This window comes from Streptomyces sp. NPDC050264 (assembly GCF_040655895.1).
GTDB lineage: Bacteria > Actinomycetota > Actinomycetes > Streptomycetales > Streptomycetaceae > Streptomyces.
Genome location: NZ_JBFAKV010000010.1, coordinates 130,383 through 143,757 on the forward strand (window position 1 = coordinate 130,383; position 13,375 = coordinate 143,757).

Here is a 13,375-nt window from a genome sequence, read left to right on the forward strand (position 1 = left end):
CCATGAAGTTCCAGGTCCTGTCCATCATCGGCCACACGCCGCATCCGCTGTCCGGGGAACTCCCCTCCGCGGCCGACAGGTTGGCGCAGGTCGTCGATGTCGGGGTCGCGGCGGAGGAGCTCGGCTACGACGCGTACGCGGTCGGCGAGCGGCACGCGGGCACGTTCCTGTCGTCGAGTCCGACCGTGGTGCTCGGCGCGCTGGCGGCGCGCACGACGCGGATCAGGCTGCTGACGGGCGTCACGGTCGTCGCGATCCTCGATCCGGTGCGGGTGGCCGAGGACTACGCGACGCTCGACCAGCTCTCGCACGGCCGCGTCGAGTTGGTGATCGGCAAGGGGGCGGAGGCGGGGCACTTCGACCTGTTCGGCCTCGACGAGGCGCGCCAGTGGGATCTGCAGAAGGAGAAGTACGAGCTGCTGCGCCGGCTGTGGACGGAGGAGGGCGTCGACTGGGAGGGCGAGTTCCGGCCCGCGCTGAAGGCGGTGACGACGGTGCCGCGCCCGTACGCGGGACTCCCCCGTATCTGGCACGGTTCGGCGACGTCGCTCAACTCCCCCGAGCTGGCGGCGCTCCACGGCGACCCACTGTTCACGGCGAACGCCATCCAGCCGCGGGCCGCGTACGCGAAGCTCATCGATCACTACCGGGAGCGGTTCGAGGCGTACGGCCACGACCCGGCGAAGGCGCATGTGGCGGCGGGCTCGGGCGGGCTGCTGATCGCGGACACGCACGAGCAGGCCGTCGAGCGGTACAAGGAGCTGTACGAGGCGAAGGTCGCCCAGTCCTTCAGGCCGCACCTGGCCGAGAAGGCGGGCTACAACACGCCGTTCCGTACGATCGAGGACGCCATCGCGGACGGGCCGCAGCTGATCGGCTCGCCGCAGCAGATCATCGACAAGCTCCTCGGGTACCACGAGGTGTACCGGCACGACCTGCAGTCGATCACTGTCGACGGTTTCGGCCAGGGGACGAGCGAGCAGATCGAGACGCTGCAGCGGTTCGCCGAGGAGATCGCGCCGGTGGTGCGCGAGGAGGCGCCGAGCCGGCTCTGGGAGTGAGCCCGGCCACCGCCTGCTACTCCTCCTCGTCCGAGTCGACGATCGAGCGCTCCAACTTGCCGAGCAGGCGGGCGAGTTGGCGTCGCTCGGACGGGGAGATCCCGGCGAGCATCCGGCGTTCGTCGTCCAGGTGCTCGGCGAACACCTCGTCGACCTTGGCGAGCCCTTCGCCGGTCAGCCGGGAGTAGACGACGCGCCGGTCGTCGGCGTCGCGCTCCCGCACGATGAGGCCGTCCTTCTCCAGGCGGTCCATGCGCAGGGTGACGCCGGCCGAGGAGACGAGCCCGGAGTCGGCGAGCCGGCCCGCCGGAGTTCGCATGCAGTACGCCAAGGGGGGCGCGAACAGCGGGCAGGGCCGGTCGAGTTGACGCTTCCGGAGCCGCTGACCGACCCGGACGTCGACGCGATCCTGTGCTACGCCGAGTGGGACGTGCCGTGGCGCTACGCCGTAGAGAACCTGCTCGACCCGATGCACGACGCGTTCCTGCACCACGACTCGCACACGATGTTCGACGGCGACACCACCGCCAAGTTCCGCATTCGGGAGACCGACCGCGGCTACTTCTTCGAAAAGACGGACCAGCGGGGCGTCAACTTCGACTGGGTCGAGCTGTGCCGCACCGGCGTGGACTGGGTCGACCTGTCGATCCCGTACCCGCCGTCGGCGGGCCCCGGCGGCCCCTTCGGCATCGTCGGCATGGTGCGGCCGGTCGACGCGGAGCGCTGCGCCGTCTTCTTCTGGCGCTACCGCACGGTCCAGGGCTGGCGGCGCGACAGCTGGCGGTTCCTCTACAAGACGCTGATCGAGGAGCGCCACTGGGCGGTCCTGGAGCAGGACCGGGTGATGCTGGAGGCGATGCCGGCCGACGCCGACCAGCGCGAGAACCTCTACCAGCACGACCTGGGCGTGGTCCGGCTGCGCCGCCTGTACCGCGCGGGCGCCGAGGAGCAGGCCACCGCCTGAGCCCGAGGGCGCGCCGCTCGCCGGGATGCGAGTCGGGTGCGGGCCCCCATCCGGCTCTCCCGCGCCGCTCGTGGCCACATAATGGTCCGAGACATCGGAGGTATCGGCCCTCCGGACGAGCAGAGGGGGCTGCCATGGCCGTCACCGACGAGGCCATCGAGAAGATCAAGGGCATGATCGTCTCGGGCGCGCTGCGCCCCGGCGACCGGCTCCCCAAGGAGAGCGAACTCGCCGCGGAACTGGGCCTGTCGCGCAACTCGCTGCGCGAGGCGGTGCGCGCGCTCTCCCTGATCCGCATCCTCGACGTGCGCCAGGGCGACGGCACGTACGTCACGAGCCTCGACCCCCAACTGCTGCTCGAGGCGCTGAGCTTCGTGGTCGACTTCCACCGCGACGACACCGTCCTGGAGTTCCTCGCCGTCCGCCGCATCCTGGAACCCGCCGCGACGGCGATGGCCGCGACCCTGATCGACGCCGAGCAGCTCGACAAGCTCTCGGCCCAGCTGGACGCCCTGGGCGCCGGGCCGTCGGTGGAGGAGCTGGTCGCCGCCGACCTCGACTTCCACCGCGGCATCGTCAAGGCCTCCGGCAACTCGGTCCTGTGCTCCCTGCTCGACGGCCTCTCCGGACCGACCACCCGGGCCCGCATCTGGCGCGGCCTGACACAGGAGGACGCGGTCAGCCGCACCCTGCACGAGCACCGCGCGCTCCTCGCCGCACTGCGCGACGGCGACGCGGAGGCGGCGCGGTCGTGGGCGACGGTGCACATCGCGAGCGTGGAGCAGTGGCTGCGCTCGACACTGTGACAGGGCGCACGGGTGGAGTGCGGCCCCGCGACGCGGGGCAGTGATTCCGGCAGCCGCCGGGTTCCAGGGGGCTGCTGAGGGTCCCCGCGGACGCCGTAAGGTGGGCAGGTACGCGAGGGCACGTCGGAAGGAGGCGCTGGGTGATCGAGCTCGAGGGGGTTCCCGAGCTGGTCGACCCGGTCATGGTGGCCGCGTTCGAAGGCTGGAACGACGCCGGCGACGCCGCCTCATCCGCGGTCGCGCATCTCGACAAGGAGTGGAAGGGCGAGGTGTTCGCGGCGCTGGACGCCGAGGACTACTACGACTTCCAGGTCAACCGGCCGACCGTCTGGCTCGAAGACGGTGTGCGCAAGGTCACGTGGCCGACGACCCGGCTCTCGGTGGTCCGTGTCGGCGGCGACAAGCCGCGCGACCTGGTCCTGGTCCGGGGCATCGAGCCGTCCATGCGCTGGCGCTCGTTCTGCAACGAGATCCTCGGCTTCGCGCACGAGCTGGGCGTCGAGCTGGTCGTCATCCTGGGCGCGCTGCTCGGTGACACCCCGCACACGCGCCCCGTGCCGGTGTCGGGGGTCACGTCCGATCCGGATCTCGCTACGCGCATGGACCTGGAGGAGACCAAGTACGAGGGCCCGACGGGCATCGTCGGCATCCTCCAGGAGGCGTGCACGCACGCGGGCGTCCCGGCGGTCTCCCTGTGGGCGGCGGTCCCGCACTACGTCTCGCAGCCGCCGAACCCGAAGGCGACGCTGGCCCTCCTCAACCGCCTGGAGGACCTGATCGACCTGCGCATCCCGCTGGGCGAGCTGCCCGAGGACGCGCGCGCCTGGCAGCTGGGCGTGGACCAGCTGGCGGCCGAGGACAGCGAGGTCGCCGAGTACGTCCAGAGTCTTGAGGAGGCGCGGGACACCGCGGAGCTGCCCGAGGCGTCCGGTGAGGCGATCGCCCGCGAGTTCGAGCGCTATCTGCGGCGTCGCGATCCGGGTGCTCCGCCGAGCGGTCACGCGACGGACGGCGGGGACGGTTCGACGTACCTGAGGGACAACCCGAGCGGCCGGTCCCGCCCGCCGAAGCCACCGCGTCCGGAGGGCGACGAAGGCGACGACTAGGCCGCGGAGACGCAGAACAAGTCAAGTAGGTCGTAGGACAAGCAGCGGGCGGGCGCCCGCGGTGCCGGAAAAACGGTGCCGCGGGCGCCCGCCTCCGTCGTGGACTCATTGGCTTGATGCTTCCGGTTCTGTCACGGGCCCATGGGCCCGGAACCCGCCTCCGGCGAGGTCCGACGGCATGTGCCGATTTCCCTTTGGCCGGTTTGTGGCGTGACACCGGATTCCTTGCGGATTGCAGGGGGTTCCCCATTCAACTTGTTTTCAAACGCACTTTGGCCAACAAGGGGTGGACGGGCGGGCGCGGCCGTAGCAAGGTGTGCCCCGGACGAGCACGGCACGGGCACATCCGAACGGCCGGACAGGGCGAGGGGAGCTGTGGAGCGATGACCGATCAGCACGCGGAATCGGCGCGAGGCCCGGGGGCGGGGCCGGGAGCGTCCGGCCCGGGGCCGGAAGGTTCCGGTTTCAGCTATCGCGGGGCAGAGGAAGAACTCATCGTCCTGGCCCGCCCTGAGGCCCAGTTACGCGTCCAGGCCGACGGCGTGCGCTCGGCGGCGGGCACCGATCTGTCGGCTCTGAACATGTTCCTGGACGACGAACAACTCGCCTTCGAGCCGCTGTTCGGCAGCGAGGAACGGCTGCGGGGGGTGTCCGAGGCCGCGGCGGCCGGGGCGGACTTCCCCGACCTGGCGCTGTTCTACCGGGTCCGCGGCGGCGCGGACCGCACGGAGGAGCTGCGGGCCCGGATCGCGGCACTGCCCGGAATCGTGACGGCATATGTGAAGCCGGGCGCGGTGCCCGCCGCCATGCCGGAGGAGTTCGACGAGGCGCGGCGCATGAAGGAGAAGACCGCCGCGACCCCCGACTTCACCACCCGCCAGCGCTACTTGGGCCCCGCGCCCGAGGGCGTGAACGCGCACTGGGCGTGGCAGCGGCTCGGCGGCAGCGGCGAGGGCATCACCGTCATCGACGTCGAGGGCGCCTGGCAGCTCGGGCACGAGGACCTGTCGGCGAAGCTGGCCGGCATCGTGGTCGGCACGCCGATCTCGGACGTGGCCTGGCGCAACCACGGCACGGCGGTGCTCGGCGTGATCGGCGGCGATCGCGGCGAGCACGGGGTCACCGGCATCGCGCCGGAGGCCGTGACGGCGGCGGCGTCGTTCCAGGGCGTCGGTACGGCGGCGGCGATCCACGCGGCCGCGGAGCGGCTCTCCCCCGGTGACATCGTGCTGATCGAGCTGCACCGCCCGGGTCCGCGGTTCGACTTCGCGGAGCGCGACGACCAACGCGGCTACATCCCGCTGGAGTGGTGGCCGGACGACTTCGCCGCGATCAAGTACGCGACGTCGAAGGGCGTCGTGGTCGTCGGCGCCGCGGGCAACGGCGCCGAGTCGCTCGACGACGCGGTGTACGAGCGGCGGCCCGACGAGTTCCCGGCGTGGTGGCACAACCCCTTCAACCCGTCGAACAGGTCCTCCGACGCGGTCCTCGTGGGCGCCGGCGCGCCGCCTCCGGGCACGCACGGCCGCGACCACGGCCCGGACCGCTCGCGCCTCGCCTTCTCCAACTACGGCGCCCGCGTGGACGCCCAGGGCTGGGGCCGCGAGGTCACCACCACCGGCGGCTCCTGGGACCGGCCCGGCGATCTGCAGGGCGGCAGCGAGGAGATCGCCTGGTACACGGACACCTTCTCCGGCACGTCGTCCGCCTCGCCTGTGGTCGTCGGCGCGCTGGCCTCCCTCCAGGGCATGCTCAAGGCAGGGGGCCAGCGTCCGATGACATCGCGGCGGGCGCGCGAGATGCTCCGGGCGAGCGGCTCACCGCAGCAGGACGCCCCCGGCCGGCCCGCCTCGCAGCGGATCGGCAACCGGCCCGACCTCAAGGCGGCGGTCACGAACGTGCTGCCGTCCACGGTCGGCTCGGGCCAGGCGGACCGGTACTGGGACGAGCTGATCCCGTATCCGCCCGAACTCCCGCCCCGGATCAGGCTCTTCGTGGCGGGCACCTGGCGCAATCTGACCGACCCGTCCCCCGACATCCGCCAGGCGGTGCACTCCGCCTTCGCGGGAGGACGGCCCGATGTACGTGTCTGGTTCTCAGACGACGAGATCGTCGGTCTGGTGATCACGGGCTGACGCAACGCAACCAACCATTGATGGAAGGTGGCACCCGCATGAGCATCACCCCGCAGATGAGTCAGCAGGGGCAGCAATTCCCGAGCACGTCGCCCTACCAGCAACACCAGCAACAGCAGCAGCCGTTCGGCCAGCAGCAGCAGCCGTTCGGTCAGCAGCAGCAGCCGTTCGGCCAGCAGGGCCAGCAGGGCTTCGGCCAGCAGGGCCAGCAGCAGCCGTTCGGCCAGCAGCAGCAACAACCCTTCGGTCAGCAGGGCTTCGGCCAGCAGCAGCCGATGGGTATGGGCGGCTCGCTCGAGCAGTTGCAGCAGCTCGGCCAGCAGCAGCCCTTCCAGGGGCTGATCCAGCAGCTCGGCCAGCAGCAGCAGATGGGCCAACAGCAGCAGGGCCAGCAGGGCCAGCAGCAACAGGTCGAACAGCAGGTGCAGCAGCATCTCCACCAGATCGCCCAGATCGCGGTGCAACACGCCCAGCAGCAAGTCCAGCAGCAGGTGCTCCAGGCCGGCATCGCGGACGCCTACATCGACGTGGTCCAGCCGCTGCCCGGCCAGCCCAGTCTCATCGCACTGCGCATCCAGGGTCAGTTCAGGATCTTCGCCAACCCCAACCCGCAGACCCACGACCTGGTCCAGGAAGCCTTCGCGTTCGGCCACCAGGTCGTCGGCATCTGGGACTCCAACTCGCAGCAGGTCCTGCGCAGCATCCACGTGCGCAAGATCTGATCCACCGGATCCGACCAACCGGGTCCGACCACATCAGGTGAAACGAGGGGCGCTTCCTCCGCAGCGAGGAGGCGCCCCTCTCCCGTGTCCCGGTGCCTACAGCGCCATGCCTGTCAGCTCCCGCCCGCACACGTGAACGCGGCGGCTGCCCAGTCCCCGTGGTCGCCGGTCTTCGAGCCGTTCGTGTCGGTCACCTTCAGACGCACGTGCCGCGCGCCGGACACGTCCACGTCCACCGGCACGGCCGACGAGGCGCCGGTGACCTTCGGCGAGGTCCACAGCACTGTGCCGTCGGCCTCGACCGAGAAGGCGACCTCGCCGTACCCGTCGATCTCGTCGTCGATCCCGACGTCGGCGGTCAACTCCGTGCACCGCCCCCCGAGATAGACCTCGATGTCGGAGTCGGCGTGCACGCCGATGCCCTTGGCGTACGTCTTCCCTGCGAGAGTCAGGGGGTGTCCGTCGGTGGCGCCGGACTCGCCGTTGCTGCGGTCGCGTTCGGCGGGCCCGTACCCGTTGGTCGACGTCAGCCACGCCAGATCACTGGCCCAGGCGTCCCCGGTGGGCGGCTCCGGCATCACGCTCACCCCGAAGTGCCCCTGCGCGGTGTGCTGTTGTCCGGCGGCGCCGTACTGGGCCGTCGCGGTGAGCGGCTGCTCCCCCGGGCTCGCGCCCTTGGCGGGGGTGACCGCGAGCTCCACGCGCCGGGTGGCGCCGGCCGGGACGCGGCCGACGGTCACGGCGCCGTCGGTCCGCCACCCGTCGGGCAGGCCCAGCGCCACGGAGACGTCCGTGGCGTCCTTGCTGCCGGCGGTGACATCGACGGCGACCTTCCCGCCGACGCCCGCGCCCACCTCCTGATCCACCGGTGCGCTCACCGCGGCGGCGGCGCCCGGCACGGCCCCGCCCACGGCGGCCGTGTCGCGCAGGTCGAGCGTGAAGGCGTGCCGGGCCGACAGCTTGCCGGTCTTCACGAGCACGACACCGCCCCGGTCGTCCTGGTCGTAGAACCAGCCGCTCGCGGCCTTCTCGTACGCGCTCTTGGACGCGGCCCGGCTCAACTTCCGGCCATCGAGCCGTACTTGGCTCGGCGCGTCGGCGGTGTGCACGGTGAAGGAGTAGGGCCGCGCGCTCTGCTTCCCCTTGAACTCCCCCTGACTCGCCCCGATGCGTATCCGCACGTCCCCGGCACCGGCCTGCGGCGCGTCGACGTCGGCCCGCTGGGTCGCGAAGGCGCCCTCGCGGTGCGCGCGCGTCACGCCGTCGTCCTCGTACAGCTGGAAGGAGGACTTGCCCTGCGGATAGATGTCCCACGCGAGCGGCGAGCCCGCGGTGCGGTCGCTGTAGGAGCGGATGCCGGGCCACATCGGCACGGTGGCACCGCCCTTGACGAACAGCGGGAGCGTGTCGAGCGGGGCGCTGTACCCGTCGATCGTGGTCGGCCCCCGGTAGACGCGGCCGGTCCAGTAGTCGGTCCAGGTGCCCTTGGGCAGGTAGATGCCGTCGCGCACGGCGGTGTCCTTGTAGACCGGCGCGACGAGGAAGTCCTCGCCGGTCAGGAACTCGTATTTGGCGGCGTCGGTCGCGGCCTTCGGGTCGTCCGGGTATTCGAGGGCGAGCGGCCGCACGGCGCCCACACCCGTCTTCGTCGCCTCATGCGCGTACGCGTACAGGTAGGGCAGCAGCGACTCGTGGAGCTTCAGGTACTTCCGGTTGATGGTCGTGTACGGCTCGCCCTGCCGGAACGGCTGCTTGTCGCTGGCCGCCCATCCGTCCATCGTCATGGTCACCGGCAGCAGCGACTTCCACTGCAGATCGCGTACGTACGTCTTGGGACTGCCCCCGAAGATGCCGTCCACGTCGCCCGTCGTGTAGGCGAGCCCGGACATCGTGGCACCGGCGTAGGTCGGGATCTGCCAGCGGATGTAGTCCCAGGATCCGGACTGGTCGCCCGACCACTGGACACCACAGCGCTGCGCGCCCGCCCAGCTCTCGGGGGCCCAGGTGAAGCCGCGCGCGTCGGAGTTGTCCTCGATGCCCTGGTAGGCGGCCTTGCAGCCGTCGAGCGCGAACTTGTATCCGGCGCCGACCCAGGCGACGTCGAGCTTGGCGACGCGCTGTCCGGCCTTCACCTGGTCGGCGATCTTGTCGATGCCGTCCTCGGTCCACAGGCCGAGCTGCGTCTTGTTCGCCCGCAGGCCCGCGGCCGTCTCGGCGAGGTTCTCGTGGCCGCAGCCGTAGCCGTCGTTGACGAGCATCCAGCCCAGCGGCATGTCGTTCTCGACGTACTGGTCGGAGATCTTCAGGGCGTCGAGGGTGTGCCGCTCACCGCGGTTGGCGTTGTGCAGGTAGCAGTCGGCGTCGCCCACTTCAAGGCCGTAGACCGGCGGCAGGAAGGGTTTGCCGGTCAGTTTCGTGTACTGCCCGATGACGTCCTTGGCGCTGTCGGAGCCGCTGCCCGCGAAGTAGTAAGCGTCGAAGCGGCGCTCCCTGGCCGCGGCGGTGACGGGTTCGCCGAAGGTGTACGTGTTGGGGGCGTAGGTGTTTCGGAAGACGCCGTATCCGGCCGAGGAGAGGTAGAAGGGGACGGAGTTGGGGTGCCCCCCGTCGTCCCAGTTGTAGTCGACCTCGGCCTCGACGGTCTGTCCGCGCAGCGAGGTGTTGCCTCGCCCGTTCTGCATGCCGACGCCGTAGTACTGCTCGTCGCCGCGGCGTTCGAGGCTCTGCGTCGTGCTGTCGGCGGTCCAGCTGATCGGCGCGCTCTCGGCCCACACCTGGGTGCCGTCGTGCCGGAACAGGGCGAACCGCAGCGGGGACTTGTAGGCGCGCAGGGTGACCTTGCTGCTGCTCAGCTCGTACCGGTCCCCCTTGTCCTTCCAGTGGGTCGCGGGCGGGCTGCCCTGTGGCAGGACGATGTCGTCGCCGGCCGGATCGGTGAACTTCCCGTCGGGGGCCAGCTCGATGCGGAAGCTCTCGCTCGAGACGAAACTGACGCGGGCCTCGGCGCTTCCGGCGTCGAACGTGTAGCGGGACCCGTCGGGATGGAATCCGGTGACCTCGCCGACGGTGCCGGACGCGTCCGCCCGCGCGAGACCGGGCCCGGCGAAAGCGGCCGCGAGGCCGAGCAGGGCGACGGTGATCAACGATCTGAGACGTGTGGACGTGCTCGATGCTGATTGCATGAGCAGTGTTTAGCGCAGAAACAAGCATGCGCCTAGAGGGCCGTGACAGCCACAAAAAAACAGCTGCTCCGGGGAGACCCCGGAGCAGCTGTGGGAAACGGGTGGATCGGGAGCCTAGAGAGCGACTCCGAGCAGCGCGTCGACGGCCCGGGAGACGACGCCGGGCGCCCCCTCGTCCGTACCCCCGCCGGCGGCCTGCGCCTCGGCCCAGCGGTCGACCGCGGCCAGCGCCGCGGGAGCGTCGAGGTCGTTGGACAGCGCCTCGCGGATCTCCTCGACGAGCGCCTGCGCGGACGGTCCGTCGGGCCGCGACACCGCTGCCCGCCACCGCCCGAGACGGGCGACCGCGTCCGCGAGGACCTGGTCCGTCCACTGCCAGTCGGCCCGGTAGTGGTGCGAGAGGAGCGCGAGCCGGATCGCGGCCGGGTCGACGCCGTCGCGCCGCAGCGTCGAGACGAAGACCAGATTGCCCTTGGACTTGGACATCTTCTCGCCGTCGAGTCCGACCATCCCGGCGTGGACGTACGCCTTGGCCATCGGGAACTCACCGGTCAGCGCCTGCGCGTGCGAGGCGCCCATCTCGTGGTGCGGAAAGGCCAGATCGGACCCCCCGCCCTGCACGTCGAAGCCCATGCCGAGGTGGTCGAGGGCGATGGCGACACACTCGATGTGCCAGCCGGGACGGCCCTGCCCCAGCGAACCGCCGTCCCAGCTGGGCTCGCCGTCGCGCGCGGCCATCCACAGCATCGGGTCGAGCGGGTTCTTCTTGCCCGCGCGGTCCGGGTCGCCACCGCGCTCGGCGGAGAGCAGCCGCATCGCCTCGGCGTCGAGGTTCGAGACGGAACCGAAGTGCGGGTCGGCCTCGACGGAGAAGTAGACGTCGCCGTCGAGCTCGTACGCGGCACCGGAGTCTCGGAGCCGCTCGACGAGCGGCACGATGCCGGGTATGGCCTCGACGGCGCCTATGTAGTGCCGCGGCGGCAGCATCCGCAGGGCGGTCATGTCCTCACGGAACAGGGCGGTCTCGCGCTCGGCGAGGCCCGACCAGTCGATGCCGTCGCGCACGGCTCGCTCGAGCAGCGGGTCGTCCACGTCCGTCACGTTCTGGACATAGTGCACCTGCCGCTTGGTGTCGAGCCACACGCGCTGCACGAGGTCGAACGCGTTGTAAGTCGCCGCGTGACCCATATGGGTCGCGTCGTACGGCGTGATGCCGCAGACGTAGATACGGGCGACGGGACCGGGGTCGAGTGTGACGAGCCCATCGGTCGCGGTGTCGTGGATCCGAAGGTCGCGGCCCTTGCCAGGCAGGGCGGGGACCTCAGAAGCGGGCCAGGCATGCATGCCTTGAGCGTAACCGGACGGACCTTCCGCATACGAACCGGACCGGATCACCTGGCCGAGCAGGCCCTCTTGCGCGTCCATGTCACACCCGCTAGGCGACGACCGTGGCCCGGATCGCGTCCGAGAGACCGAAGTGACGTATCCCATGCAGCAGATGGGCGCGCAGGCCGCACATGAAGTACGTCCAGCCCTGTGTCTGCCCCACCGCCTGGGCCGCGCCCTCGATCCCGTCGGCCATGGGCTGTTCGGTGACGGTCAGCCGGGTGCCACCATCCGCGTCCGCGAGCTCGATGGTGACCTGGCCGCCCGGCCAGGTCCAGGAGATGAGCCGATCCGGCTCGATCTCGCCGATGAGCACCTCGAACGTCGCGTCGACATGCCCGAAGCGCCAGGTCACCGTGGTGCCGGGCACCATGGCGGCGGAGGCCTCGGCCGTGAAGAAGCTCGACAGGCCCTCGGGCGTGACGATCGCGCGGAACACGTCTTCGACCGGACGGTCGATCCGGTCCTCGACAATCAGCTTGGTCATGCCTCGAAGGTAGCGCCGGCCACTGACAGCCGCCCTCGGGCACGGCGGAACCGCAGGTCAGATGGGCGGCCACGGAATCGCGGGCCACTCGCCGCTCGGCTCCCGGTGCCGGCCGGACTTCAGCAGGGCGGCCACCCGTTCCCGTACGGCCTCCAGCTCGGCCCCGGTGATCAGCTCGCCGAGCCGGACGGCCAGCGGTTCGCCGTCCCGCAGCCGCTCCCGCAGCCCTTCCAGCGCGCCGGTGGCCTCCTCGGTCAGCGGCTCACCGGCCCAGCCCCACAGCAGGGTGCGCAGCTTGTCCTCGACGTTGAAGGTCACCCCGTGGTCGATGCCGTAGAGGTGGTCCCCCGCGTCGACGAGCAGATGTCCGCCCTTGCGGTCGCCGTTGTTGATCACCGCGTCGAGTACGGCGAGCCGGCGCAGCCGTGGGTCGTCGGCGTGCACGAGCAGCGCCGTGCGCCCCTCCTCGACCTCGGCGAACCCGATGGCCTTCCAGCCCTCCGCAGGCTCCTGGGCGTCGACGAGGGCAAGCAGCCTCCCGACGCCCAGAGCCTCGGCGTCTTCGGCGTCCTCAGCATCCTCAGCGTCATCGGCGGGGCCGTCGATCCACAGCTGGCACATGCCCTCGCCGTACGGGCCGTCGCGCAGCACGGTCGGCGGCACGAGGCCCCAGCCGAGCGCCTCGCAGACCTCGTACGCGGCGACCTCGCGCTGTGCGAGCGTCCCGTCGGGGAAATCCCACAGGGGGCGCTCGCCGCGCACCGGTTTGTAGACGCAGCGGGCCTCACGGCCCTCGTGCGTGACGGTGCACAGCAGGACGGCGTTCGAGGCGTCGCGGATCTGTCCCTGTACGCGCAGCTCTCCCCGGGCGAGGAGCACGAGGTCCTGGTCGCTCACGCGCCGCGCCGGTATCCGTTCTGGCGCGGACATACGTGTCCCTCCGGGTCGAGCGGCAGACTGCACAGCGGGCACGGCGGTCTGCCCGCGTTCACGACGTCGAGGGCCCGCTTGGCGAAGGCGCGGGCCTGCACCCCGGTGAGACGGACCCGGAGCATCGGCGGACCGTTCTCCTCGTCCTGGAGAAGCCTTTCCTCTGCTTCGGCCAGGTCTTCGTCGGAGTCGGCGTCCAGCTCGACGAGGGCCTGCGCCTCGACGATCATGCGCTCCTCGTCACCGTCCCAGGCGAGCGCCATGGTGCCGACGCGGAACTCCTCGTCGACGGGCGCTTCCAGGGGCGCGGTGTCGGAGGACTCGCCCGGCAACACGGCGGGCACCGGCGCGTTGCCGCCGCTGCGCCGCACGACCTCGTCGAGCAGCTCGTCCATGCGCTCGGCGAGCGCGGCCACCTGGGTCTTCTCCAGCGCCACGCTGGTGACCCGGGTTCCTGCCGAGGCTTGCAGGAAGAAGGTGCGGCGCCCGGGGAGCCCGACCGTACCGGCCACGAACCGCTCCGGAGGATCGTAGAGGTACACCTGACGGGACACGTCCTGTCTCCATGGGGATCTGGGGATCGACTGGCAGGGCTC

10 protein-coding genes and 2 pseudogenes are annotated in these 13,375 nt (G+C 70.9%); 6 read left to right on the forward strand and 6 right to left on the reverse strand.

The window, feature by feature from the left end:
* Positions 1-2: 2 nt before the first annotated feature.
* On the forward strand, positions 3-1,061 hold the full coding sequence (locus AB0J02_RS19825; protein ID WP_363195001.1) for an LLM class flavin-dependent oxidoreductase: 1,059 nt from the start codon (positions 3-5) through the stop codon (positions 1,059-1,061).
* Between the two features lie 16 nt (positions 1,062-1,077).
* Here AB0J02_RS19825 and AB0J02_RS19830 read toward each other — a convergent pair.
* Positions 1,078-1,368 (reverse strand): annotated as a pseudogene (locus AB0J02_RS19830) (MarR family transcriptional regulator); the annotation flags it as partial.
* 48 nt (positions 1,369-1,416) lie between these two features.
* Here AB0J02_RS19830 and AB0J02_RS19835 point away from each other — a divergent pair.
* From AB0J02_RS19835 to AB0J02_RS19855, 5 genes and pseudogenes are all read left to right on the forward strand, one after another.
* Positions 1,417-2,025 (forward strand): annotated as a pseudogene (locus AB0J02_RS19835) (3-phenylpropionate dioxygenase); the annotation flags it as partial.
* Between the two features lie 134 nt (positions 2,026-2,159).
* On the forward strand, positions 2,160-2,831 hold the full coding sequence (locus AB0J02_RS19840; RefSeq protein WP_363195002.1) for a FadR/GntR family transcriptional regulator: 672 nt from the start codon (positions 2,160-2,162) through the stop codon (positions 2,829-2,831).
* Between the two features lie 140 nt (positions 2,832-2,971).
* Positions 2,972-3,937, forward strand: coding sequence for a PAC2 family protein (locus AB0J02_RS19845; protein WP_363195003.1), 966 nt, complete (start codon positions 2,972-2,974; stop codon positions 3,935-3,937).
* 383 nt (positions 3,938-4,320) lie between these two features.
* Positions 4,321-6,072: a S8 family peptidase gene (locus AB0J02_RS19850; RefSeq protein ID WP_363195004.1), complete on the forward strand. Its 1,752-nt coding sequence runs from the start codon at positions 4,321-4,323 to the stop codon at positions 6,070-6,072.
* 38 nt (positions 6,073-6,110) lie between these two features.
* Complete coding sequence (locus AB0J02_RS19855; protein ID WP_363195005.1) at positions 6,111-6,794, forward strand: hypothetical protein; 684 nt, start codon at positions 6,111-6,113, stop codon at positions 6,792-6,794.
* A gap of 113 nt (positions 6,795-6,907) precedes the next feature.
* On the opposite strand, the gene AB0J02_RS19860 is transcribed toward AB0J02_RS19855, so the two are convergent.
* From AB0J02_RS19860 to AB0J02_RS19880, 5 genes are all read right to left on the reverse strand, one after another.
* Positions 6,908-9,976: an NPCBM/NEW2 domain-containing protein gene (locus tag AB0J02_RS19860; RefSeq protein ID WP_363195006.1), complete on the reverse strand. Its 3,069-nt coding sequence runs from the start codon at positions 9,974-9,976 to the stop codon at positions 6,908-6,910.
* A gap of 114 nt (positions 9,977-10,090) precedes the next feature.
* Complete coding sequence (mshC, locus tag AB0J02_RS19865; protein WP_363195007.1) at positions 10,091-11,320, reverse strand: cysteine--1-D-myo-inosityl 2-amino-2-deoxy-alpha-D-glucopyranoside ligase; 1,230 nt, start codon at positions 11,318-11,320, stop codon at positions 10,091-10,093.
* A 91-nt stretch (positions 11,321-11,411) separates the two neighbouring features.
* Positions 11,412-11,849 carry an SRPBCC domain-containing protein gene (locus tag AB0J02_RS19870; protein ID WP_363195008.1) on the reverse strand — a complete coding sequence of 146 codons (438 nt, stop codon included), beginning with the start codon at positions 11,847-11,849 and terminating at the stop codon, positions 11,412-11,414.
* Positions 11,850-11,906: 57 nt separating this feature from the next.
* The gene (locus tag AB0J02_RS19875) at positions 11,907-12,779 is read right to left on the reverse strand and encodes an SCO1664 family protein (RefSeq protein WP_363195009.1); all 873 of its coding nucleotides are present in this window, start codon (positions 12,777-12,779) and stop codon (positions 11,907-11,909) included.
* Positions 12,743-13,333, reverse strand: coding sequence for a DUF3090 domain-containing protein (locus AB0J02_RS19880; protein ID WP_363195010.1), 591 nt, complete (start codon positions 13,331-13,333; stop codon positions 12,743-12,745). The genes AB0J02_RS19875 and AB0J02_RS19880 overlap by 37 nt, the downstream gene beginning before the upstream one ends.
* Positions 13,334-13,375 lie beyond the last annotated feature (42 nt).

Coding starts and splice junctions, on each gene's coding strand:
- AB0J02_RS19870 (WP_363195008.1), bottom strand. CDS start 11,849: ATGACCAAGCTGATTGTCGAGGACCGGATCGACCGTCCGGTCGAAGAC.
- AB0J02_RS19860 (WP_363195006.1), bottom strand. CDS start 9,976: ATGCAATCAGCATCGAGCACGTCCACACGTCTCAGATCGTTGATCACC.
- AB0J02_RS19840 (WP_363195002.1), top strand. CDS start 2,160: ATGGCCGTCACCGACGAGGCCATCGAGAAGATCAAGGGCATGATCGTC.
- mshC (WP_363195007.1), bottom strand. CDS start 11,320: ATGCATGCCTGGCCCGCTTCTGAGGTCCCCGCCCTGCCTGGCAAGGGC.
- AB0J02_RS19875 (WP_363195009.1), bottom strand. CDS start 12,779: ATGTCCGCGCCAGAACGGATACCGGCGCGGCGCGTGAGCGACCAGGAC.
- AB0J02_RS19855 (WP_363195005.1), top strand. CDS start 6,111: ATGAGCATCACCCCGCAGATGAGTCAGCAGGGGCAGCAATTCCCGAGC.
- AB0J02_RS19850 (WP_363195004.1), top strand. CDS start 4,321: ATGACCGATCAGCACGCGGAATCGGCGCGAGGCCCGGGGGCGGGGCCG.
- AB0J02_RS19825 (WP_363195001.1), top strand. CDS start 3: ATGAAGTTCCAGGTCCTGTCCATCATCGGCCACACGCCGCATCCGCTG.